Origin of the sequence: Maridesulfovibrio sp. (assembly GCF_963678865.1) — a bacterium.
Classification (GTDB): Bacteria; Desulfobacterota; Desulfovibrionia; order Desulfovibrionales; family Desulfovibrionaceae; genus Maridesulfovibrio.
Map to the genome: position 1 here is coordinate 1,521,234 of NZ_OY787459.1, position 22,621 is coordinate 1,543,854.

20 protein-coding genes are annotated in these 22,621 nt (G+C 48.7%); 16 read left to right on the forward strand and 4 right to left on the reverse strand.

Annotated elements, in window-relative coordinates; translation table 11 throughout:
* Positions 1 to 3 precede the first annotated feature (3 nt).
* The 7 genes from infB to pnp all read left to right on the forward strand — a co-directional run bounded on the left by infB (position 4) and on the right by pnp (position 8,503).
* Positions 4 to 2,901, forward strand: coding sequence for a translation initiation factor IF-2 (gene infB / locus ACKU41_RS07115; protein WP_321404801.1), 2,898 nt, complete (start codon positions 4 to 6; stop codon positions 2,899 to 2,901).
* 53 nt (positions 2,902 to 2,954) lie between these two features.
* On the forward strand, positions 2,955 to 3,242 hold the full coding sequence (locus ACKU41_RS07120) for a DUF503 domain-containing protein (RefSeq protein WP_319780644.1): 288 nt from the start codon (positions 2,955 to 2,957) through the stop codon (positions 3,240 to 3,242).
* Positions 3,243 to 3,430: 188 nt separating this feature from the next.
* Positions 3,431 to 3,784, forward strand: coding sequence for a 30S ribosome-binding factor RbfA (rbfA, locus tag ACKU41_RS07125; RefSeq protein ID WP_321404802.1), 354 nt, complete (start codon positions 3,431 to 3,433; stop codon positions 3,782 to 3,784).
* The gene (locus ACKU41_RS07130; protein ID WP_319780646.1) at positions 3,747 to 4,712 is read left to right on the forward strand and encodes a bifunctional oligoribonuclease/PAP phosphatase NrnA; all 966 of its coding nucleotides are present in this window, start codon (positions 3,747 to 3,749) and stop codon (positions 4,710 to 4,712) included. Before rbfA ends, ACKU41_RS07130 begins: the two co-directional genes overlap by 38 nt.
* 11 nt (positions 4,713 to 4,723) lie before the next feature.
* Entirely contained in the window at positions 4,724 to 5,656 is a 933-nt protein-coding gene (gene truB / locus ACKU41_RS07135) for a tRNA pseudouridine(55) synthase TruB (protein WP_321404805.1), read from the forward strand.
* Positions 5,657 to 5,728: 72 nt separating this feature from the next.
* Positions 5,729 to 5,998: a 30S ribosomal protein S15 gene (gene rpsO, locus ACKU41_RS07140; protein ID WP_163292042.1), complete on the forward strand. Its 270-nt coding sequence runs from the start codon at positions 5,729 to 5,731 to the stop codon at positions 5,996 to 5,998.
* A gap of 249 nt (positions 5,999 to 6,247) precedes the next feature.
* Positions 6,248 to 8,503, forward strand: a complete 2,256-nt coding sequence (gene pnp / locus ACKU41_RS07145) for a polyribonucleotide nucleotidyltransferase (RefSeq protein WP_321404807.1) — start codon at positions 6,248 to 6,250, stop codon at positions 8,501 to 8,503.
* A gap of 96 nt (positions 8,504 to 8,599) precedes the next feature.
* On the opposite strand, the gene ACKU41_RS07150 is transcribed toward pnp, so the two are convergent.
* Positions 8,600 to 9,889: a phenylacetate--CoA ligase gene (locus tag ACKU41_RS07150; protein ID WP_319780650.1), complete on the reverse strand. Its 1,290-nt coding sequence runs from the start codon at positions 9,887 to 9,889 to the stop codon at positions 8,600 to 8,602.
* Positions 9,890 to 9,999: 110 nt separating this feature from the next.
* On the opposite strand from ACKU41_RS07150, the gene ACKU41_RS07155 reads away from it, so the two are divergent.
* Positions 10,000 to 10,782 (forward strand): prepilin peptidase, encoded by a 783-nt coding sequence (locus ACKU41_RS07155; RefSeq protein ID WP_319780651.1) that lies wholly within the window; start codon positions 10,000 to 10,002, stop codon positions 10,780 to 10,782.
* A gap of 60 nt (positions 10,783 to 10,842) precedes the next feature.
* On the opposite strand, the gene ACKU41_RS07160 is transcribed toward ACKU41_RS07155, so the two are convergent.
* On the reverse strand, positions 10,843 to 11,103 hold the full coding sequence (locus ACKU41_RS07160) for a hypothetical protein (protein ID WP_319780652.1): 261 nt from the start codon (positions 11,101 to 11,103) through the stop codon (positions 10,843 to 10,845).
* A gap of 211 nt (positions 11,104 to 11,314) precedes the next feature.
* Here ACKU41_RS07160 and lpxB point away from each other — a divergent pair, with 211 nt between their 5' ends.
* The 4 genes from lpxB to ACKU41_RS07180 all read left to right on the forward strand — a co-directional run bounded on the left by lpxB (position 11,315) and on the right by ACKU41_RS07180 (position 15,428).
* Positions 11,315 to 12,442 carry a lipid-A-disaccharide synthase gene (gene lpxB / locus ACKU41_RS07165; protein WP_321404811.1) on the forward strand — a complete coding sequence of 376 codons (1,128 nt, stop codon included), beginning with the start codon at positions 11,315 to 11,317 and terminating at the stop codon, positions 12,440 to 12,442.
* 30 nt (positions 12,443 to 12,472) lie between these two features.
* Positions 12,473 to 13,183 (forward strand): hypothetical protein, encoded by a 711-nt coding sequence (locus tag ACKU41_RS07170; RefSeq protein WP_321404813.1) that lies wholly within the window; start codon positions 12,473 to 12,475, stop codon positions 13,181 to 13,183.
* 28 nt (positions 13,184 to 13,211) lie between these two features.
* Complete coding sequence (locus tag ACKU41_RS07175; RefSeq protein ID WP_321404815.1) at positions 13,212 to 13,418, forward strand: hypothetical protein; 207 nt, start codon at positions 13,212 to 13,214, stop codon at positions 13,416 to 13,418.
* 216 nt (positions 13,419 to 13,634) lie between these two features.
* Positions 13,635 to 15,428, forward strand: coding sequence for a diguanylate cyclase (locus tag ACKU41_RS07180; RefSeq protein WP_321404816.1), 1,794 nt, complete (start codon positions 13,635 to 13,637; stop codon positions 15,426 to 15,428).
* Between the two features lie 188 nt (positions 15,429 to 15,616).
* Here ACKU41_RS07180 and ACKU41_RS07185 read toward each other — a convergent pair whose 3' ends face one another.
* Complete coding sequence (locus tag ACKU41_RS07185) at positions 15,617 to 18,049, reverse strand: SpoIIE family protein phosphatase (protein WP_321404817.1); 2,433 nt, start codon at positions 18,047 to 18,049, stop codon at positions 15,617 to 15,619.
* Between the two features lie 564 nt (positions 18,050 to 18,613).
* Entirely contained in the window at positions 18,614 to 18,931 is a 318-nt protein-coding gene (locus ACKU41_RS07190; protein WP_015850868.1) for a TusE/DsrC/DsvC family sulfur relay protein, read from the reverse strand.
* Positions 18,932 to 19,338: 407 nt separating this feature from the next.
* Between ACKU41_RS07190 and ACKU41_RS07195 the strand changes: the two genes are divergently transcribed.
* From ACKU41_RS07195 to ACKU41_RS07210, 4 genes are all read left to right on the forward strand, one after another.
* Complete coding sequence (locus tag ACKU41_RS07195) at positions 19,339 to 19,623, forward strand: hypothetical protein (RefSeq protein ID WP_319780660.1); 285 nt, start codon at positions 19,339 to 19,341, stop codon at positions 19,621 to 19,623.
* A gap of 156 nt (positions 19,624 to 19,779) precedes the next feature.
* On the forward strand, positions 19,780 to 20,439 hold the full coding sequence (locus tag ACKU41_RS07200; RefSeq protein WP_319780661.1) for a phosphohydrolase: 660 nt from the start codon (positions 19,780 to 19,782) through the stop codon (positions 20,437 to 20,439).
* Positions 20,405 to 21,313, forward strand: coding sequence for a D-alanine--D-alanine ligase (locus ACKU41_RS07205; protein WP_321404818.1), 909 nt, complete (start codon positions 20,405 to 20,407; stop codon positions 21,311 to 21,313). Before ACKU41_RS07200 ends, ACKU41_RS07205 begins: the two co-directional genes overlap by 35 nt.
* 32 nt (positions 21,314 to 21,345) lie before the next feature.
* Positions 21,346 to 22,620, forward strand: coding sequence for a glycosyltransferase N-terminal domain-containing protein (locus tag ACKU41_RS07210; RefSeq protein WP_319780663.1), 1,275 nt, complete (start codon positions 21,346 to 21,348; stop codon positions 22,618 to 22,620).
* Position 22,621: the final 1 nt, after the last annotated feature.

A 22,621-nucleotide genomic window follows, 5' to 3' on the forward strand; every position in this document is an offset into this window, starting at 1 on the left:
CATATGGCTTCAAAAATCAAAGTAAAGGAATTGGCCGCAGAGCTCGGGGTCAATGCCAAAGACATCCTTCAAAAACTCCGCGAACAAGGCGTGCAGGCTAAAAGCACTGTAGCCGCCATCGATGCGGATCAGGCAGATGCCGTGCGCAAGGAACTTTCCGGCACTTCCGGTAAAGTTGAACAGCGCGAAGTTCAGCCCGGCGTAATTGTCCGCCGTCGTAAGGGCGGACGCAAAAAAACAAAAGAAGATGAAACGGAAGCTGTAACTGAGGCTCCTGCAGAAGAAGAAAAAACAACTGCTCCTGTTGAAAAAACGCAGGAAGCTGAAAAAGAAAAGGCTCCTGAAAAGAAAAAGCCTGCCAAAAAGGCCCCAGCTAAAAGCGAAAAACCTCTGGTAAAAGTAATCAAGCCTGAAGATCTGAAAAAGAAAGAAGAAGCCCCCGCCAGCGAAGAAACCGCAGCTCCCGAAGCGGAGACTCCCCCCGCCGCCAAGGTTGCAGAAGAAAAAACAACCGTAAAGGAAACTCCGGCTGAAAAAACCGCTGAACCTGTTGAAGAAAAGGCTCCTGAAAAGTCCAAGACTGAAGCGGAAAAGAAACCCGCGGACGATAACGAAAAAGCTAAAGAAGCAGAGCCCAAGAAGAAAAAGCGCAAAAAGAAAAAAGAAGTGGAAGCGCCTAAAGTAAAAATTATTTCCAGACCTGATCCCAACCTTCAGGCTGCTCAGCGTGCAGCAGAAGGTCCGGGCGGCGCAAGACGTCGTCCTACCGAAGATGGTCCCTCTGGTGATCGTAGGGGCGGAAGACCCGGCGGTGGTCGTCCCGCTGGCGGAAGACCCAGCGGTGGAAGGCCTGGCGGTCCCGGTGGCCCCAGTGGTCCCGGCGGTGGTCGTCCCGCTGGCCCTAGTGGTGCACGTCCCGCCGGCGGCGGAAGACCCGTCCCCGGAACACCTGCACCCGCCAATGACCAGAGCAAAAAGAAAAAGTTCAAGAAAGACAAACGGGTTGTTGAATTCGGTAAAGACTACCGTAAAAACGATCAAGAAAGAGAACTTGAAAGTAAATTTCGCGGCAAAAAAAGAGGCAAAAAGGGCAAGACCCGTCTTGAGCAGCAGCCTGTTGTTCAGAAACCTCTCAAGGCTGCCAAGCGTAAAATCAGATTTAACGAGGCCATCCGTCTCTCAGACATGGCTCACCAGATGGGACTCAAGGCTCAGGAACTCATCAAGGCACTTTTCGGTCTCGGTGTGATGGCGACCATCAACCAGTCCCTTGACCTTGATACCGCGACTCTGCTTGCTTCCGAGTTTGAATACGAAATTGAAAACGTATCCTACTCAGAAGAGGAACTGCTTCTGCCCACAAGCGAAGCGGATAAAGAAGAGCACCTCAAGTCCCGTCCGCCCATCGTTACCATTATGGGTCACGTTGACCACGGTAAAACCTCTCTGCTGGATGCAATCCGCCACAGTGCGGTTACCGACGGCGAGGCTGGCGGTATCACCCAGCATATCGGTGCGTACCATGTTTCCACTGACCGCGGCGAAATCGTATTTCTCGATACTCCCGGTCACGAAGCATTTACCACCATGCGTATGCGTGGAGCTCAGGTAACTGACATTGTTATTCTCGTTGTAGCTGCTGACGATGGCGTCATGGACCAGACCCGTGAAGCTATCAGTCACTCTAAAGCAGCCGGGGTACCCATCGTTGTTGCTGTCAACAAGATGGATAAAGAAGGCGCCAACCCTGAACGGGTACAGCGCGAACTGGCTGAATTCGATCTCGTTCCGGAAGACTGGGGCGGCGACACCATGTTCGTGCCTGTTTCCGCGAAAATGCGTACAGGTCTTGATAACCTGCTTGAAATGGTTCAGTTGCAGGCTGAAGTTCTCGAACTCAAAGCCAACCCTGACAAAGGAGCTCGCGGTAACATTGTTGAAGCAAAGCTCGATAAGGGTCGTGGTCCTGTCGGTACTGTCCTCATTCAGGAAGGTACCATCAATCAGGGTGATCCCTTTGTCTGCGGACTCTACCATGGCCGTGTCCGCGCCATGTTTGATGACCGCGGCCGCAAGATTAAATCTGCCGGTCCGGCCTTCCCGGTCGAGATTCAGGGTTTTGACGGCATTCCCGAAGCCGGTGACGAATTCATCTGCGTAGCCGATGACAAAATCGCCCGCCGCATTGCACAGGAACGTAAGCTTAAACATCGTGAACGTGAACTGGCAGGAAAATCCAAGGTTACCCTTGAATCCTTCCTCGCTTCCAAGCCGGATCAGGATGCACAAACTCTCAACGTTGTGCTTAAGGCAGACGTACAGGGTTCACTTGAAGCTATCAACGAAGCTCTTGCCAAACTGGCAACCGATGAAATCAAGGTTGAAGTCATTCACGGCGGTGCAGGTGCGATAACTGAATCAGACATCCTGCTGGCTTCCGCTTCACAGGCAATCATCATCGGCTTCAACGTAAGGCCGACTGTTAAAATCAAGGAAATTGCCGAACGCGAAGAAGTGGAAATCCGCTTCTACGACATCATCTACAAGCTGGTCGGTGAAATCAAAGACGCCATGGGCGGCATGCTCTCCCCGGATATCAAGGAAGAGTACCTCGGTCAGGCGGAAGTCAAACAGACTTTCTCCGTACCCAAAGTCGGTGTTATCGCCGGTTGTTACGTGGTCGATGGCAAGCTGACCAGACATGCTCAGGTTCGTCTGCTGCGTGACGGTGTAGTTATCTATACCGGTTCGCTGACATCTCTGAAACGTTTCAAGGATGACGCCAAGGAAGTGGCCAAAGGCTACGAATGCGGTGTCGGCCTTGAAAAATACAACGACATCAAGGATGGCGATGTAATTGAAGCCTTCCAGGTTGTTGAAGTAGCAAGAACCCTCGAATAAGAATAAACATCAGGGGCGGAAGAAGTTCTTCCGCCCCTGTTTAAAAGCTTAATATGATTATCGGCGTACTATCACTGGAATTCAGACTGCATGGAAACAGATCGCTCAAGGGAAAACGAAAAGTAGCTCTCAGCTTAAAACAGAAGCTGCGAAATAAATTCAATGTCAGCGTTTCCGAAGTAGAAGCTCAAGATGTACATGAAAAACTTGTTCTCGCCGCAGTGACCGTCGCCAACGAAACGCGCAAGGTTGAATCTACCTTGTCCAAAGCTCTCGCAATGATCGAAGCCATGGCTCCGGCTGAATTGATCCATTGCGAAACAGAAATTTTCAGTTCCTGATCTTTACGGTCAGGAATACTTTTTTTAAGAGATTTGTTGCGCTATCGCGCTTTTAATATAGATTTCACCTCTGGCGGCCAAAGGAACTGACTACCTTTGGAATCCCTGAGGGTTAAATTGTAAATTTATATAGCAATCGGCGTAGCCCGCCCAAAAGGCTCTCCGAAGGCATTTCATAGGATATTAAAATGAAGACTTCTACATCACGCCGTTCCGTTAAAATGGGCGACCAGATCATGCGCGAAATCGCTACAATGCTTATTGAAGAGATTGCAGACCCGCGCCTTGAGATGGTTTCCATCAGCGGAGTGCGTATGAACAAAGATAATAAAATAGCCGAGGTGATGTTCACCATGGCCGGGGACAAGGAAAAAATTGCTGCTGCGGTCAAAGCTCTGGACAAAGCCAAGGGTTTTATGCGCAGCAAACTGAGCAAACGTATCCGTGTCCGCCAGATCCCCGAACTCAGGTTCGTGCACGACAACTTCCTTGAGGAGATGGTTTATGGAAGCTCGACTGAAAGAGATATGTCGGATTCTTAAAGAAGAGGACGACTTTCTCGTAGCTGCCCATTTTAACCCGGACGGTGATGCTCTTGGCTCCACCGCCGCCATGGGATACATTCTCGAAAAACTGGGCAAGCGCTACCGCCTTTATAACCAAAGCGGTAAACCTGAAGCCATGGACTGGTTTGAGACACCGGCCCCGATACTAACCGAAATTCCAAAAGGATTTGACGGCTGGTACATCATACTCGATTGCGGAGATGCGCCGCGCATGGGTGAGACACTCATGAACGCGATGGACCCGGAAAAATCCATTAATATAGACCATCACATGGGCAACTCCGGTTTTGCCGCCATAAATTGGGTAGACACCAACCGCCCGGCAGTGGGTGAAATGATCACCCTCATAGCTAAAGAGCTTAAAATTTCTCTTTCAGGCAAGCTTGGCGAGTCTATTTACCTGTCCATTGCGACTGATACAGGTTTTTTCACCTACAGCAACACCAGACCAGAGACTCTTGAAATAATCGCTGATATTATTCGCTATGGGCTAGATCTTGGTGATTTTGTACCCAAAATCCGCAACCAGTGGACCATGAAGCGCATAAACCTCTGGGCTACGGCTCTGGGAAAAATTGAAATGCATCACGATGGGCAGACCGCAATGCTCTTCATACCGCAGGAAATGCTCGACGATGCAGGTGCGTCCGGCCCTGATTGCGAAGGACTGGTCAGCTTTATCCTGCGCATCAAGGGTGTTCGCGTTGCCGTACTCATTCGCGAGGACAGCCCAATGCGCTACAAATTCAGCCTGCGCTCCCAGTCCCGCGACAACGTGCAGGTCGTAGCTTCTCTCTTTGGAGGCGGGGGTCATAAGAATGCATCCGGCGGACTGATCGAAAACACCCCCGATACCGTCCGGGAAAGACTCATTACCGCCATCGGCGATAAGGTCATGAATTAAAGGCATCAAAAATGGGAAGAAAACCTAAAATAAGCCCGTTCCAGAAACATGGTGTTCTGGTACTGAACAAACCCTCAGGACCGACTTCTACTGATTGCCTGAATTCAATCAAGCGAGAACTAAAACAGTACAAGATCGGCCATGCAGGTACCCTTGATCCTCTGGCGGAGGGTGTTCTGCTGGTCATGCTCGGACAGGCCACAAAACTCGGGCCTTATCTGCTGGGACATGATAAGGTATACACCGGTAGTTTGAGTATTGGTAGAACTACAGACACTTACGACATTCAGGGTGCTGAAACCTCCACCGGGGACATTTCTGAAATTACAGAAAAAATGGTGGAAAATGAAATTTTGCACTGGAATGACTTGACTAGTCAGGAAGTTCCTGCCTATTCGGCTGCAAAGCATAAAGGCAAACCGCTCTATGAACTGGCCAGAAAAGGGGAAGAAACCCCGGTCAAAATCAAGAGCATTGAAATATTTGACGCAGAACCGCTGGAAGTGACTCTGCCACTGGCCCGTTTCCGGGTTGGGTGCTCTGCCGGCACCTACATTCGCTCCCTGGTCCATAGCTTGGGGTCGCGGCTCGGATGCGGCGCGGTAATGGAATCACTTAGGCGTGAAGAAAGCCGACCTTATCGGCTCAGTGAAGCGCATAACCTTGATGAGGTTCTTGCCGATCCTGAAGGATTCGAGGCTCGGATCATCCCCCTTGCGGATGCCCTGCCCCACTGGCACAGGTTTACCGTATCGGAAGACATGTCCATAGCCATCAGGAACGGTACAAGAATCCCCGTGAAGGATATAGCTGCTGATCAGGAAATTATCGAAGGAGAAAGGGCAATGTTCCTTGATACCGACGGTACAGCTCTGGCTCTGATGGAGACAAAGCAGATTGACGGCAAACTTCTCTGGGTAATTCTTCGCGGCCTGTGGGGCTGATTCCCCGCGGGATTATCCACTTCCGGCACAAACTAAACATTCACGTCTAAACGTGAATTGGAGGATAACGCTATGGTTATGACTGCTGAAGACAAGGCAAAAGTTATTGAAGAATACCAGACCAAGCCTGGTGACACCGGTTCCCCTGAAGTTCAGGTTGCTCTTCTTACTGCAAGAATCAAATACCTGACCGACCACTTCAAGAGCCACAAAAAGGATTTCCACTCCCGCACCGGCCTGCTGAAAATGGTCGGCCAGCGTAGAAACATCCTGAAGTACCTAAAGTCCAAAGACATTCAGCGTTACCGTGATCTTATTGCAAGACTTGGTCTGCGCAAATAAGCAGTTTCGGGGGAGGGTTTACCCTCCCCTTTTTTTATAATTAATCAGACATTTGTATTTTCATCTTGCCTGCCATCAGATAGATGGTAGCTAGAGAGGATTCAACAAAGGAATCCGTGCTCTCCTGCAACAATTTTTAGTTGGCTGAGGAAGGGGTTCATCCCCGAAAATGAAATCCTCCCTTAGCCGGCTGGAAAATTCGGACAGCATCGGGTTCCATTATTACAACTTATTTAGTGAGGAATCTAAATGTTAGTACCTTTTGAACCTACCTCCGTATCCGGTCATGTCGGAAATCTCGACATTACGCTGGAAACCGGACGCATGGCCAACCAGACCAACGGAACCGTTCTGATCAAATCCGGCGGAACTGTTGTTCTCGTCACAGCCGTAGGCATGCCCGCCGACGGTCCGCGCGACTTTTTTCCGCTGACCTGTAACTACCTTGAAAGAACATACGCTGCGGGACGCATCCCCGGCGGTTACTTCCGCCGCGAAGTAGGTCGTCCTTCCGACCGTGAAACCCTTGTTTCCCGTCTCATGGACCGCCCGATCCGCCCCATGTTCCCCAAAGCTTACCGCGACGAAGTTCAGGTTATCGCAACCGTTCTTTCCGCTGATACCGATACCAACCCCGATGTTCTGGCTATGACCGGTGCATCCGCTGCCCTGCATATTTCCGACCTGCCCTTCAACGGTCCTGTTGCTGCTGCACGCGTCGGTTACGTTAATAACGAATTCGTTCTCTACCCCACCTACAAAGGTGTCGCCGAGCAGAGCGAGCTCAACCTCGTATTCGCAGCTACCCGCGACGCAGTGATCATGGTAGAAGGCAGCTCCCAGTTCCTGCCCGAAAACACCATTGCCGAAGCACTGGAATGGGGCCATGAACAGATGGCACCGATGTTCGACCTGCAGGACGCTCTGCGTGAGAAAGTCGGCCGCCCGAAAATGGAAGTGGCTGAACCTGAAAAAGACGAAGAAGTTATCACCATCGTTACCGAGAACTTCACCGATGAACTCGACAAGGCCCTGACCATTCCCGCCAAGCTGGAACGTAAGGACGCCAAGTCTGAAGTTAAGGCCAAAGCCAAGGCTCTGGTTGAAGAAAAATTCCCCGAAGAGCCGGAAAGAGTTAAGGCTGTCGGTGATATTATGGGTGACCTTGAAAAGAAAATTGTGCGTAAACGCATTGTTGAAAAAGGCGTTCGTATTGATGGTCGTGACCTGACCACCGTACGTAACCTTTCCATGGAAGTGGGCAGCCTGCCTATGACCCACGGCTCCGCCCTGTTCCGCCGCGGTGAGACTTCCGCTCTCGCTGTCTGCACACTGGGCTCCACCCGTGATGAGCAGCGTTTTGAGACCCTCACTGGTGAAGACAGCAAACGTTTCATGCTGCACTACAACTTCCCCCCGTACTGCGTGGGTGAAGCTCGTTTCCTGCGCGCACCTTCCCGTCGTGAAATCGGCCACGGAACTCTGGCTGAACGAGCTCTGCGCCCGGTTCTGCCCGCAGCAGATTCATTTCCTTTCACCATGCGCGTAGTTTCCGAGGTAATGGACTCCAACGGTTCTTCCTCCATGGCTTCCGTATGCGGCACAACCTTGTCTCTCATGGACGCAGGTGTACCCATCAGCGCACCTGTTGCAGGTATCGCCATGGGTCTGTGCAAAGAAGGCGAAGAGTACTACGTTCTTACCGATATCCTCGGTGACGAAGATGCTCTCGGAGATATGGACTTCAAGGTTGCCGGTACTGAAGAAGGCGTTACCGCCATTCAGATGGACATCAAAATCAGCGGCATTCCCGCAGAAGTCCTGCGCAGCGCACTGGGTCAGGCCAAAGAAGCCCGTCAGATCATCCTTGATGATATGAAAAAGGTGATTGCAGAACCCAGAGCCGAACTTTCCGTTAACGCTCCCCAGATGGAAGTACTGCAGATCAACCCCGAAAAGATCCGCGATCTCATCGGACCCGGCGGTAAAAACATCAAAGCAATTACTGCTGAAACCGCAGCCGACATCGACATCGAAGATTCCGGTAAGGTTTCCATCTTCGCTCCCACTCTGGAATCCCTCAAGAAAACTGTGGAAATGGTTCAATACTACGACCAGACCGCAGAACTGGGTAAAAACTACGTGGGTACCGTTAAAAAGATCCTCGAAATCGGTGCGATTGTTGAAATTCTGCCCGGTCTCGAAGGTCTGCTGCACATTTCCCAGATCGACGTTGAACGCATCGCTGAAGTTACCGATGTTGTACAGCTCGGTCAGGAAATCACCGTCAAGGTTGTTGAAGTACAGCCCAACGGACGTATCCGTCTTTCCCGTAAGGCATGGCTCATGGAGCAGGCCGGACAGGAAGTCGATCTTGAAAAATTCAAGATGAACGGCGGTCGTCCCAGTGGTGGGCGTCCCAGTGGCGGACGTGACGGTGGTCGCCGTGACGACAGACGCGGTGGACGTGACGGCGGACGTCGTGACGACAGACGCCGCAGATAGTCTCTGCTACTTAATAAATATAAAAAGCCGCCGGGTGATTCGCCCGGCGGCTTTTTTTATTGGCTGCCTTGTGTGGTCAAAGGAGAGGGTAGGCAACTACCCCCGCTCATCAAATACGCGCTTGGTCTTGGCGAAACTTCTGGGCAGAAGGCCGGGCTTAAGGATTTCCACATTGGCCCGCACGAGGATGAATTTCCTGATTTCCTCGCAGATAGCTTTGGCGAGATTAGCGTCATTATCTTCAGATACTCCGACCTTGCGTTCAACCTTTACAGACATGTGATCCAGCCCTTCACGGCGCTCAAGGTAAATCTGGTACTCGGAGCTGGCTTCGGGAAAAGATTCCAGTACGGAAGCAATCTGGCCGGGATAAATATTAACTCCACGGAAAATGAACATATCGTCACTTCTACCGGAAATTATATCATGACGGGGCATGGAACAACCGCATGAGCACTCGCCGGGAAGAATTCTGGTCAGGTCACGGGTGCGGTAACGAACAAGCGGGGAAGCTTCCTTATTCAGGGTGGTCACCACCAATTCACCAACTTCACCATCCGGTACCGGTTTAAGCGTAACCGGATCAATAATCTCGGCAATATATTCGTCGCCCCAGTAATGGATTCCTTCATGGGCGTTACATTCAATACCTGCGCCGGGACCATATAGTTCGGTCATACCGGTAATATCGTAACTGCCTTCCAGCCCGAGAGCCTCTTCAAACTGCTTGCGCATCTTGGGTGAAACAGCTTCTCCACCGAAAATACATCTTTTAAGTTTAAGCCGCTCAGTAATTCCGGCTTTCTGGGCTTCTTCGCCGAGCAGTAAAGCCATTGACCCGGTAGCACACAAGCAGGTAGTTCCCAGATCTTCCAGAATCTGGAGCTGAATCTCAAGCATCCCGGGCCCTACAGGCAGGGTCATAGCCCCGAAATGCTCTGCCCCGAGCTGAAATCCGGCCCCTGCAGTCCACAAACCGTAGCCCACGCAGACCTGCACCCGGTCAAGAGTGGTCAATCCGGGTAATTCATAACAGCGGGCGAACATGTTTTTCCATGTCTCGATATCCTTGCGGGTATAAGACAGGATTTTACGCTTTCCGGTGGTTCCGCTGGAACCGTGAATGCGCACAACATCTTCTTCGGGAACGGAAAGCAACGGCAGCGGATAGCCCTCTTTGAGGTGGTCGGCAGTGGTGAAAGGAAGTTTCTGTAAATCTTCAAGGGACTTGATATCGCCCGGCTCCACGCCCTGTTCTTTATATTGCTTCTGGTAAAACTGGCTGTTAGCGGCTGTGTGCGCAACGGTCCATTTCAATCCTTCAAGTTGCTTACCAGCCAGCTCTTCCGCAGTCAGTTCCGGTATGAATCTATATTTGCCGCCCATTTTTTATGTCTCCGTAGAAAGCTTGTTCAATTATCTTATGTGTCGTATCCACTTGTGGATGCAACTGTTTTGCAGAAACACCCTAAATCTTCAAGTCAGCCAAGGTCAACATGCATCTGATTTCCATAAATATCTTTCACATTCTGTCTGCGGCCCTCATGGGCGCGGTTCTAGGCAGCTTCTATGGCTGTGCCGTATTCCGCTACATAAATGGACAGACATTGACCAACCCGCGCCGTTCCACCTGTCCGTCCTGCGGCCACACCATCCGCTGGTATGAGAATATTCCCCTGTTCAGCTACCTGATGCTGCGCGGGAAATGTTCATCCTGCAAACAGAAAATCAGTCCCCTGTATGCTGTGATTGAACTGGTTTCCGTTGCATGGGCGGTTCTGCTCATGCTTACCTTCGGAGCTTCGGCACAGTGGCTGGTCTATATGTTTTTCGGTGGATTGATGATTGTGGCTTCGTTCATTGACCTGCAAACCTTTATCCTGCCGGACATCATAACTATTCCCGGCTCAATTGCCGCCATTCCCTGCGCAGCCCTTTTCACCCCTGTAGGTTGGGAAGGAGCACTGCTCGGTGCCGGCATCGGCGGAGGACTGTTCTGGTCCCTGCGGCTGCTCTACCGAGGATTGAAAGGAGTAGAAGGACTAGGGCTTGGTGACGTAAAAATTATGTTTATGATAGGTGCCCTGGCTGGTCCGCAAAACCTGCCACTGGTGATCACGGTTTCGGCTTTCACAGGACTGCTTACCGGGCTGGTCATGATGGTGGCGGATAAGGATCAGGAATATGGGTCAATGATTCCTTTCGGGCCTTTTCTGGCACTAGGGTCAATGCTGACCATTTTATACGCAGAGCCGTTCTGGAATTGGTACTTACTATAAAAAAAGGGGAGAAAGCGGCAACGCCTTCTCCCCTTTATCCGTTATGAACGGGAAAATAAACTAAACACCAAACGGGCCGAACTTCTCTACATATTCCTGAAGTTCTTCCCAGAGGTGGTCAGAAAATTTGTCATATTTTTCAGCTGCGCTGTCGTAGCTTTCCAGCTTTTTAACGACGTTTGCAGCCTTTTCATAAACAGTTTTGAATTCTGCTTCGTCCATGCCTGCCATTTTCATGGCTTCCTCTTTAGAGAGGTGACCGGTATGGGCAAAAACCCCGGACAGAACGCCCATCATATTTTTTACGTTCTTTTGAGCCATCTAGCACTCCTTAATAAAATGAAATTTAAAAAAATACCTCACTACCACAGTGACACTTAACACTATTTAATCCATCATTGCAAGCAGTTCCCTTTACGACATATCAAATCATCGTCTATATTTTTGGTACAAAACGGACGATTCCATGGTCGTTGCTTTTTAATAAATGCAAACGTATTGTCCGGCTTTACAACTTATTTAAGAGATAAAAATGACTGAAAAGAATAACAGTATATGGATAAATGCAGGTGAAGCTTCCGGCGACATGCATGGAGCAAGGCTTGCCAAAGAACTAATGGAACGTGATCCAGGCCTGAAAGTCATGGGCATGGGCGGTTCAGCCATGGAAAAAGCGGACTGTGATATCCGCTATCCAATGCAGTTGATCTCACTGGTGGGGCTGACCGAAGTTTTGCCCAAGCTGCCCCGCCTGCTCAAGTTATTCGGCCAGATCGGAGATATCCTCAAAGCCGAACGTCCCAAAGCGATAATCCTTATTGATTGCCCGGACTTCAACTTCAGGCTGGTCAAAATAGCCCGCAAGCTGGACATCCCGGTATATTATTATATCACCCCGCAAATCTGGGCATGGCGGCAGGGACGGGCAAAATTCCTGCAAAAAAATGTACGCAAAATCCTGTGTATTCTGCCTTTCGAGCAGCAATTCTTCAAGGACCGCGGTGTTGATGCCCAGTACGTGGGCCATCCGCTGCTGGACCTCATGCCCCTAGATGAGCTGGATGCCATTGACCCGGACCCCAATCTGGTCGGAATCCTTCCGGGCAGCCGCAGTAAAGAAATATCATCGTTGCTCCCGGAATTCGCAGCAGCAGCCGAGCGGCTCTCAAAGGATTTCCCGGAACTGAAATTTTCCATTGCCCGCGCACCGGGAGTTAAAGAAGAAAAACTCCGCCGTTTCTGGCCGGATCATATCCCGGTAACCATCAACCAGCCTGAAAACAGATACCGACTCATGCGCAATTCCAATGTAATAATGGCTGCATCGGGAACAGCGACCCTTGAGTGTGCTTTGATCGGCACCCCCACTCTGGTTGCCTACAAAATGTCCGCACTGAGCGGATATCTGGCAAAAAAGGTACTTAACATCAAATACGTCAGCCTTGCCAACATAATCCCTGACAAATCAATCCTGCCGGAATACCTGCTTGAAAACGCCACCGCAGACAACTTTTACAAACAGATCCGGCAATGGATAGGTTTTCCGGAATCAGCGCAAAAGGTAAGAATGGAATTGCAGGAGCTGCGGAAAATGATCGGCGAACCGGGCGTGGCAGCGCGCACCGCTGATACAATTCTAAAGGATCTGCAAAAGATTTAGACCACCAAACCTGAATCAAGGAATGAGATCATGAAAAAAACATTGCTGCTGTTCGCTCTGCTGGCATCGCTAATACTTTGCGGATGCGTCGCCAGAAAAATACCGGGGAAGCATGGATTTTATTCCTCAAAATCACCGGCATTGACCATAAAATTCAATGGGCTGGAATATCTGGGAGAATTCAGGGAGACAAAGGGCAAGGCCAATGTTCATTCCTATTATTATTCAGACCGGGATGGAGAAGAAGGAGCATGGGTGGAAATCATCGATGCCCGTCAGGGCTGGAATGTACGTCCTAAACAGGTACCGGGAGGAAAGCTTCCAAATACCGGCATTTATACAAAAAAAATTGCCGGAGATAACTTTTACTGCCGAACATTCCTCATTCCGCCCGGTTCAGCTGCAAGCGGATTGGGTTCCCTGCCCGGCTATACGGCAGTGCGCATATGCACCAAACTGATTTCACCTGAACAAAAAATTTCCATTGGCTATGCCGGTCAAGTAAATGCTGCTCTGGCTAAAAATTTATTCAATTCTAAAAATTACGGAATGTTAACTCAGGCTCAAAAAAAGTTCTTTGCCGCATTCGAAGACAAAGCCGATACAGTACTGATCATGGATAAATTCATGCAAGGTGATGTAGACCAAGAAATTGCCTCTCCCGAGATGCTTGCGGATCCATGGTATAGGTTCACGGATTTTATTTCTTTGAACCAGCTGATTGGAAGAGTTCAACGGTAAGTGCTTAAATGCATGGCAGACTGATTTCATGCTATTCAGAAAGTTTCTGAAGCATGAATGCCGATGGCGTACAATTATGGTGCAGCCGGGTTGTTACCCCAATCACAACAACCTGAAAGATGATTCTTCAAGCAAGGATAACGTTCCTCACGTATTAAGGGCTGCTGCTGTAGCCGCAGCCGCCTCCGAATCCCTGAAAATTCCCGGCATAGAGTATATTAATTTAATGGCATGAAATCCACGGGAATCTTTTATACTCTCCCCTGTTTTTAGGCAGCAATAGCCACAAAAATCATATACCTAGCTGGGTCACTTGGAACTCCCTTTCAATACGGAAACATGGAACTAAAACAACATAAGTTCACTAAATCAAAATGATGTGATATTTTACAAACATATTAGGATGTACGAATACTTAGGTGAATATCCCACATCTGCGAGGAATCCGTCCATGAGGCATTTCTGTATTGATTTTAAAGGAAATGAAGACCTTCTGAGGCTTCAGAAGAAAATAGCATCCCACCCTCCTGATCAAATATTGATCCAAGTTTTCTGTGGCACATCTGACCAAGAAAAAATTACATTACTCCTTTCAAAACTTACGGAATTTTTCCCCGGCACAGCCATAATAGGAGCAAGCTCTGCAGGGGAAATAATCAATGCACAGGTAACAAAACACTCCATTGTGATCAGCATTTCACTTTTTAATCACACAAAAGTAAAAACATCCTTAGTTGATCAAAACGATGATCTCAAAGCTGCGGGACTAACCATGGGAACCGCCCTTGAAAAAAGTTCTCCCAAAGCCGTCATTGCTTTCGGCTGTGGACTTAAAAATGGAAATTTCCTGAATGATCTCCCCTTCCTAAAAGCACTGAGCAAAAAACTTGGAAGAATACCACTGGCAGGAGGGCAGGCAGGCGGATATGATGAACAAAACAGCACTGTTTATGTATTCACTGAAAAAGGGTTTACTACAGAAGGTTTTGTTGCGGCATCTCTCTCCGGTCCCAAACTCTGTATTTATACAGCTTATGATCTGGGATGGGTTCCTATCGGGAAAAAGATGACTGTCACCCATTCTAAAAACTCCAGACTTTACAGCATAGACGACAAACCGGCGAACGAGATATATAGATATTATCTTGGAATTGAGTCCGATCCGTCTTCACTATACCTAGCCAACAACTTCCCCCTCATGGTCACACGAGGAAATAAGGGGGACATCCGGACGACAAATCCCATCGCAGCTGTCAATCGGGACGGATCTTTTGAACTCATGCAAAAACTACACACAGGAGAACAGGTCCAGTTCAGTTTTTATGATGTTAGCCTCTTGGAAGAAAGTGCCCTGAAATTGAAACAATATATTAAGGCATCTGACCCTGGAGTTACATTTGTATATACCTGCATATCTAGAAAAGAACTTTTCGGAGATGATATCAACATTGATATGGATGCCTTGAAAAGCTGTAATCATTCTGCAGGTTTTTTCACCTTTGGTGAATACTATACTACGCAGGATCAGGAGCCTAATTTTTTTCAACAGACAATGACGATTCTAGCCCTTTCAGAATCAGACAGCTGTAATACGAATATTCGTCATAAGGAACTGGATAATTCCAGCAGATCAGAAAAGGACTTGAAAAGGTTTCAGTTACAGAAAGTGTTAAGCCATCTTGTTGCAAGCACAACCAGAGAGCTTAAAGCAGCTAATCAAGTGCTGGCGGAACAGGCCAACAAGGACGGCCTTACTGGTCTTTTCAACAGACGCCTGTTTGACACAACTATGCTTGCAAAAATCAAAGAGCACAGTCGTGCCGGGGCTGACATTTCCCTAATCCTTATAGACATTGATTACTTCAAACAATTCAATGACATCTACGGTCATGTTGCAGGAGATGATTGTCTACGAGCCGTGGGGCATGCCATTCAGGAGGCACTCAACCGCCCTTCAGATATGGCATTTAGATATGGTGGAGAGGAATTCGGATGCATCCTGTCATTCACGGGTCAAGAAGGGGCTCTAACTGTTGCGCAAAACATTCGCGCCAACGTTGATGAACTTGCCATCCCGCATGAAGGATCAGATGTAAACGATTTTTTAACCATCAGTATCGGAGTACTTACTGTTAATGCCAGCCGTAACATAAAACCACAGGAAGTGGTAACTGCCTGTGACGAATTGTTGTACAAGGCAAAAAACGGAGGACGGAATATTACAGTTGGAATGAGAATTAACTGAGAATAAGCATGCACCGGCAACTGCACTACTAGAGGTAACACCACCTTCGAAAAGAAAAACTCTTCCGCCGATAAATCCGCCGTCAGGGTCATGATCAGGGGAACAGATACGCCAAAGCACGAATTTGCAATTACAAATCCGTACTTAGACGTTAGAAAGGTATGGAAAGCTGGATTGTGCTTTACAGCTTAGGTCTGCTCGTAGAACTTGGCCACAACCAACGTCATATCGTCATCAACGCGCACACCGTGCGAAAACTGCTGAACGGCTTCAAAAACCCTGTCCCTGATGGTATGGGCATCCTCGGTAGCGTTACGGCGAATTACTTCCAGACAGCGTTCTTTCCCGAACATCTCATCGTTAAGGTTACGGGATTCCCAGATACCGTCCGTACCGATTATGATAATTGCATTCTTAGGTCTCACCCCAAGTCTGTAGGCTTTGTAGCGGGTATCTTCCAGTACACCAAGAGGCAATCCATGTCCTTCAAGAGTCTGAAATGTATCCTCGTCAGGATCATAAACCCAAGCAGGATCATGTCCTGCCCGCACCCAGACGAGTTCCCCAGAACGGGAATCCGCCAGAAGATGAAAAAGGGTTACAAACCTTGCTGTCTGCCAGACATCCTGCGCTAATTGGGCATTCAGGCTGGAGACCATCTCGCCGAGGTTATCCTTATCAGTGGGATGACTGCGCAGATAGGTACGCACAGAGCTGACCAGAAGCGATGCGTCCACTCCGTGTCCCGACACATCTGCGACCACGAGAGAACAGCAACCTTCGGTGGAGCAGATGTAATCAAAATAGTCTCCCCCCACTTCATCACAAGGATCGGAACGTCCGGCCAACTCCAGTCCCGGGATGTCAGGAGCTTCAGATGGAAGAAGGCTTTGCTGAAATTGACCGGCAAGCAATAACGCCCTCTTCTGTTCCGTAAGGTCTGCGGTAAAAGAGAAATATCCCATCAACTCCCCGGAATCGCTTGTAAGGGCATTCGAGTTGATAAGCACAGGAACATGCTGCCCTTTTTTATGAATAATGGCAGTTTCACGCGTTTGGCCTTTCAAATCCTGAAACTGACCGGGATCGATCCCCATAATCCCGTCCAAAGTATATGCTTCCGGGGAAGTTCCGAGAACTTCATTCCTTGTGAAACCGGTAAGCTTCAACCATGCATCATTGACATACTCAATCCGGCATTCCTTATCCATAAGCAGAAATCCCTCGGTGCAGGTCTCAACAACCCGTCGATATTTCTCCTCACTTTTTCTCAACCCGGCCTGAAGATTCAACATCAGAGTCAGTCCGGCAGTACGGTGATTCTCCATATTTTTGAGATTGAACTCTGCTCGGGTAAGCTTGCGGGCTAAAAATTCATTTTCATTTTGCAACCCTTCAATTGTAGGTTTACGATCGTTTAAACATTTCTTGCAGCATGACTCCGGCCTGGAGATGGCCTCAGCATTCTCTTCACCAAGTAAAACAGCGATCAAAGTATGGTTATGCAACAAGGGAAGACCATCACGCACAACAGGCCCAATCTCTCCAGAGCTGTAAAAACCAACCAGAGGAAAATTGCACGGTAACACCTGCTTAATGGTTGCTATTTCCTTATGGGCTCCGGTACCCAGCATCCAGCGGCGTGCTCCGCATGAAAAGGCTAATGCAATTGAAGACGTGTCAATTACTTCACGCGGAATTTCACGAAATTTGCTGTAGACCCCTTCCAACAGAAATTGAGGTTTGGATTTGGTCAGTCTCAAAGTGGATTCAACGGGTATGTCATCACTGAGAGTAATAGCCCCAGTACTTTCGTTGATACCTAAAACACCGCGTATTGAAAAATTTTTATGTCCCTTTTTCCTGACACTCAAAGGAAATTCCGGCAAAGGAGGGGCTTCCGGCCCCAGATGTTCCCGATAAAATTCGACGGCAGGACGTGAATCAATTGCATAAATCTCATGGCCGTTGGAAGCAGTCACAGTTCCGGATTTTCCTATTTCCTTCCAGTTACGGCAGGCCACGCTATGCACAGAGAGAGGACCGCCGATCAGCATGAAAACAACTCCTTTCCTGATAGATCCGGATTCATGAAATAAAACCGGCGGCTGCGGACTGCCGGGACCACTGGCAGCAATTCCTCCGGCCAGGACGCAATTTTCCTCCTCGGACATTTCCGAAAAAACTCGTAACACATGTCCGACGTTACTGACCCCAGACTCGGGGAAAACCAAACATAACTTCGGTTTTTCACCAAGATCTGCCACCGCCTTTTGCCATGCGTCCAGAACAGCTGTCCTCGGGTCATCATTCAAATTGGTTGCTAGCCCGGAAGCAAAGCAAATTGAATCGGCAACAAAAGCCGTAAGAATAATTGAATCGTCGCTGAGTCCGAAACCGGAACTGAATTCCCCAAGAGTCGTCCCGCCGGCCAGCGGAATATCCGGAAAAGATGCGGTTATGTTTTCCAGCATAAGTGAATGGTCAAACTCACTACTGGCAAATATCATCATTGCAGCAGGAACATCTCCGTCCAGATTGTCTTTCAATTGCCTGACTGCCTGTCTGACAACTGAAGCCGTATCAATACCCTCTGCATAGCCGATGGCGCTTCGAAACATATAACTACTCCTTTATTGAAAAACGGGAACGCATTTACTCCCGTATCAACCATGCCTCAAAAATACCACAACAATTGACCTTGAAGAATCATCGCAAAATATGAAAATTGACAACGTACAAATCAATAAAGCCCGTCCTGCTTTTGCAAAATGGAATGACAATAAATGTTAATTTTAACTTTCATTATGTCTTGCTGACAGCTTTTACGCGCATGATAGATTTGCTGGACAGTCTAGAAGGTATCCCGATTCTCGCCCCCTTGAGCCAATTATATACAGAGTACTTGACGGGCGCATACCCCGCTTGAGATTGCCAGACCTGCCCGAAAGGCGGGGCTACCAATAGACGCGCATTGGCCCCACAGAAACATAGATGTGAATGACTTTTTTGAAAGCGAGTCTGTTTGTGAGCACGAAAAAGAATAGCAAAACATAAGACACTGACCATATTGCATTAATCAAAAAAAACCCCGGAGCCGATCCCCGGGGTTTTTCTGACTTTGGACTCGCTGTGAAACAGTCACCGCGACTGCTTCACAATTCACAAACTGATTAACTTATAAACTATACGCAGCCGGTAGGTTTGGGCAGACCAGCCATTTTACAAGCTCCCTTACCAGGTCCGGAGGGGAACAGCTCATAAATGTGCTTGAGTTTGAATCCGGTAACCTTGGAAAGGATGCGGACCATAGGTGCGATACCGTTCTTCTTGTAGTAATCCTGCAAGAAGTCGATAACCTTCTGGTGCTCTTCGTTCAGATCTTTGATGCCTTCGCTTTCTTTACAGAAATCAACCCACTCGGGGCACCAGTCTTCGAACTTGAGCAGGAAACCATCTTCGTCTACGTCAAAGCTTTTTCCCTGAAATTCAACGATTGCCATGTAAAACCTCCTAAGAAATTAATCGTAAAAGCGCGCCTGGCGCTTTAACAACGGATATAGTGAATTTCCCGAAATCCAATTTCGGAGAAAATTTCTCACTCACCCAAAGTGCCAAATAAAACCTTGGCAAAAAAAATTCAAGTGAAATGTTGTGCGAGTTTGCATATTTCACACAAAAATGTCTAAACACGAAGCATCCTGATAACGCAATCATTAAGCAACGTATACATAATTAGTTCCTTCTTTAGAAAAAAGCGGAAAATCTTTACATTTATTTCTCTCATTTAAGACACAAAGCACGGAATTTTTGTCCTCCATTAAAAAAATAAACACCTATAATTAAAGTACATTTGTTTGCCGGAACAATTCGTGCTTGAATGTTTTTCATAAAATCAGGAGGAACTAAAATGGAAATCAGTTTTGTTAACGAATCAGTAAAAACACCCGTCAGAAATAAAAATATCGGATCACCTTCTGCGGCAAATGTCACCCGCGAGCAGAAACTCGACTCGGTTTCCGGCAACATCAAAGCCGGGCTTAGGTCTGCTGACGCAAATCCCGACGAACTTCTTGAACAAACCATGGAAGCCAGTGCCAACCAGGGAGCCATTGACGGAGCCCATGATTTCAACATGGCAAGAATAATGGAACTTCTTTCCGATCCTCTGCTGCAGGAAGATGTACCTGAATAAAAACCGAAATAATCAAAACGATTTTCATTGAACATAGCTTTTCACTTTTATTAAAAGAGAAAGGGCTGGAGACGTTGTTTCCTGCCCTTTGCCTTTTAAAGCGCAAAGTGGTAACAAAAGGGAGTTTCAGCCTACAACCGGTTACGGCAATTTTCTATGAATAAAATCAATTTGATAAAAACCCCGGACAAACCTACCCCCGGCTACCCACCCATGGAGTCATCCCTGATTCCGCCCCCGCCGGTGGAAATAGATCCTTCCTGGAGAGTTCCCTCCGCCCGGCAATGCTTCGCGTGGTGGGATGATTACAGGATGCTGGATAACATCAAGTCCCACAGCATGCTTGTTGCCAAGGTGGCAGTTCAGACCGCGACTCTTGCAATTGAATCAGGAGTAAATGTTGACATTCCAACAATTCAGGCTTCTGCCCTGCTGCACGACATAGCCAAAAGCTACTGTATATATCACAGCGGCAACCACAGTCAGATCGGGGCCGCATGGGCCATGCGTCTTACCGGAAACCCGGTGATTGCCATGGGCGTACTGCACCACGTGTTCTGGCCTTTCGAACCGGAGGCTGACAAATATTTCCTTCCGCTGGTCATAAGCTACGCAGACAAACGCGTAATGCATGACACCTTCACTACACTCGAAAAAAGATTCAATGACTTGAAGGTCCGCTACGGCAAGACCGAAAAGATTAAACAAAGAATTCATAAAACTTACGAGCAGGCCCTTGGACTGGAGGACCGTCTCGGCAAACTTATCGGAGTTGATCTGAATGCATGTTCTCTTGATTGCGGGCGGCTGGTCTGATGAAAGGGATGTTTCCCTTAGCGGAGCAAAAGGCATTGAACAAGCCCTTCTCGAACTCGGGCACGATGTTGAATTTGTTGACCCGGCGAAAGACTTCAAGAACATACTGCTTTTGGCTGAACATGCGGACTTTGCCTTTATTAATCTGCACGGTTCCCCGGGAGAGGACGGCCTTATTCAGGCCATGCTCAATCAGGTAAACTGCCCCTATCAGGGAGCAATGCCGGAAAGTTCCTTCCTGACCTTGAACAAGGCTGCCGCCAAAACCGTGTTTGATCACCACTCCATCCGCACTCCAAACTGGGAACTGGTATGTGCTGCTGACGGCTGCAAAGGACTGGACGAGCTGAAGCCTCCGGTTTTCATCAAGCCGAACAACGGCGGATCAAGTCTCGGTATGACTTTTGCCCGCACACAGGAAGAAATTGAAAAAGGGATTGAGACTGTTTTCAACCTTGGCGACAGCGCTCTTGTTGAGGAATACACCAAAGGTATTGAGGTTACCTGCGGAATTCTTGACGGGGAACCGCTGCCCCTGATCCTGATCAATCCTCCGAAAAATGCCGATTTTTTTGATTACCACAGTAAATACGCCCTAGACGGGGCGGAAGAAATATGCCCGGCCCCAATCGCCCCGGAACTGACGGCAGAAATCCAGCAGATCACAGCCAAGGTTCACAAGCTGCTGGGCCTCAGCGATTACAGCAGGGCGGACTTTATAATTTCTGAAGGAGAACCCTACCTGCTGGAGGTAAATACACTTCCCGGCATGACTCCCACAAGCCTTGTCCCTCAGGCCGCTCAGGAAGCAGGTTATTCATTCAACGAGCTGATCGCAAAGCTCATTGAACTGGGACAAAAAAAGCGGAAGTAACTTTTTTCAAACGGAAACGTCAGGATCTACACATGTCAGTATCGCTAAAACTCAAAGCTGCATCATTTCTTTATGGCCTCGGCTGGAAAGCCGCCATCCCCTTCCTCAAGAAGAACGACAGGCTGAAAGAAGGGTTCGACCGCAGAACCCTTAAACACAGCCTGCCGCCACGTGCGGATGTCTGGATTCAGGCAGCTTCAGCAGGCGAAGCCAAGATTGCCACCCGGATCATGGAAAATATCACCATGAGCAGCCCTACGAAATTCCTGCTGACCACTAACACTGAGCAGGGACTTTCCGAACTTGAGAGGACCGCGTACCGGCTGAATCCCAACCCGCGCAATGTTTCCGCAGCCGCAACTTATTTTCCCTTTGACAGCCCGGACATCGCACGCAGGGCCCTTGAAGCAGTTTGCCCGAAACTGGTGGTGCTCATTGAGACTGAAATATGGCCCGGTTTTCTTTCTGCGTGTAAAGATCTCGGCGTAAAAGTCATCATCATTAACGGCCGCATGACGACCAAAAGCCTTGCCGGATACATGGCCCTGCCGGACTTTTTCCACTCCGTGGCTCCTGAAGAAATCCTCGCCATTTCCGAAGATGATGCCACCCGCTTCAAAACACTTTTTGAAATTGAAAAAGTATCGACTATGCCCAATGTCAAATTCGACAGCACCGGAACAGCCGCGGCAGTACCTTACACTGCCAACCCGCTTTCATCCATATTCCGGCCCAAAACCCCGTTCATCATCCTCGGCTCAATACGCAAGGAAGAAGAATCACAGGTTCTCAAGCTGGCTGACGCCCTGAAAAAGGAACGTCCCAAAACTGTGATCGGTCTTTTCCCAAGGCACATGCACCGCCTTGAGGCATGGAAAAAAATGCTTGAAGACGCAGGCCTGCCATGGATATTACGCTCAGAAATCGATACAACCGTACCTTTCGGCCATGTGGTACTTTGGGATGTATTCGGTGAAATGCAATCCGCATTCTCACTTGCCCGTGCGGCTTTTATCGGCGGATCGCTGGCCCCGGTAGGCGGGCAGAACTTCCTTGAACCGCTTTCTTACGGCATCACCCCGGTGATAGGTCCCTACTGGTCGAATTTCACATGGGTGGGCGAAGAAATTTTCGAGAAAAAACTGGCCCGTCAGGAACAGGATTGGGAAAATGTACTGCAAGCCCTTCTCGACATCAGTAAACGGGCCTTCAAACCTGAAAAGGTGAAGAAGGATTTTGAAAAATACCTCGCAGATATGCGCGGAGGAACCGAAGCAGCTTGCGCGGCTATTAAAAGGAATATTTAAT

What these genes read in the sequence shown, in the direction of transcription:
- infB (WP_321404801.1), top strand. Translation starts at nt 4, where the DNA reads ATGGCTTCAAAAATCAAAGTAAAGGAATTGGCCGCAGAGCTCGGGGTC.
- ACKU41_RS07120 (WP_319780644.1), top strand. Translation starts at nt 2,955, where the DNA reads ATGATTATCGGCGTACTATCACTGGAATTCAGACTGCATGGAAACAGA.
- rbfA (WP_321404802.1), top strand. Translation starts at nt 3,431, where the DNA reads ATGAAGACTTCTACATCACGCCGTTCCGTTAAAATGGGCGACCAGATC.
- ACKU41_RS07130 (WP_319780646.1), top strand. Translation starts at nt 3,747, where the DNA reads ATGGAAGCTCGACTGAAAGAGATATGTCGGATTCTTAAAGAAGAGGAC.
- truB (WP_321404805.1), top strand. Translation starts at nt 4,724, where the DNA reads ATGGGAAGAAAACCTAAAATAAGCCCGTTCCAGAAACATGGTGTTCTG.
- rpsO (WP_163292042.1), top strand. Translation starts at nt 5,729, where the DNA reads ATGGTTATGACTGCTGAAGACAAGGCAAAAGTTATTGAAGAATACCAG.
- pnp (WP_321404807.1), top strand. Translation starts at nt 6,248, where the DNA reads ATGTTAGTACCTTTTGAACCTACCTCCGTATCCGGTCATGTCGGAAAT.
- ACKU41_RS07150 (WP_319780650.1), bottom strand. Translation starts at nt 9,889, where the DNA reads ATGGGCGGCAAATATAGATTCATACCGGAACTGACTGCGGAAGAGCTG.
- ACKU41_RS07155 (WP_319780651.1), top strand. Translation starts at nt 10,000, where the DNA reads ATGCATCTGATTTCCATAAATATCTTTCACATTCTGTCTGCGGCCCTC.
- ACKU41_RS07160 (WP_319780652.1), bottom strand. Translation starts at nt 11,103, where the DNA reads ATGGCTCAAAAGAACGTAAAAAATATGATGGGCGTTCTGTCCGGGGTT.
- lpxB (WP_321404811.1), top strand. Translation starts at nt 11,315, where the DNA reads ATGACTGAAAAGAATAACAGTATATGGATAAATGCAGGTGAAGCTTCC.
- ACKU41_RS07170 (WP_321404813.1), top strand. Translation starts at nt 12,473, where the DNA reads ATGAAAAAAACATTGCTGCTGTTCGCTCTGCTGGCATCGCTAATACTT.
- ACKU41_RS07175 (WP_321404815.1), top strand. Translation starts at nt 13,212, where the DNA reads ATGCTATTCAGAAAGTTTCTGAAGCATGAATGCCGATGGCGTACAATT.
- ACKU41_RS07180 (WP_321404816.1), top strand. Translation starts at nt 13,635, where the DNA reads ATGAGGCATTTCTGTATTGATTTTAAAGGAAATGAAGACCTTCTGAGG.
- ACKU41_RS07185 (WP_321404817.1), bottom strand. Translation starts at nt 18,049, where the DNA reads ATGTTTCGAAGCGCCATCGGCTATGCAGAGGGTATTGATACGGCTTCA.
- ACKU41_RS07190 (WP_015850868.1), bottom strand. Translation starts at nt 18,931, where the DNA reads ATGGCAATCGTTGAATTTCAGGGAAAAAGCTTTGACGTAGACGAAGAT.
- ACKU41_RS07195 (WP_319780660.1), top strand. Translation starts at nt 19,339, where the DNA reads ATGGAAATCAGTTTTGTTAACGAATCAGTAAAAACACCCGTCAGAAAT.
- ACKU41_RS07200 (WP_319780661.1), top strand. Translation starts at nt 19,780, where the DNA reads ATGAATAAAATCAATTTGATAAAAACCCCGGACAAACCTACCCCCGGC.
- ACKU41_RS07205 (WP_321404818.1), top strand. Translation starts at nt 20,405, where the DNA reads ATGCATGTTCTCTTGATTGCGGGCGGCTGGTCTGATGAAAGGGATGTT.
- ACKU41_RS07210 (WP_319780663.1), top strand. Translation starts at nt 21,346, where the DNA reads ATGTCAGTATCGCTAAAACTCAAAGCTGCATCATTTCTTTATGGCCTC.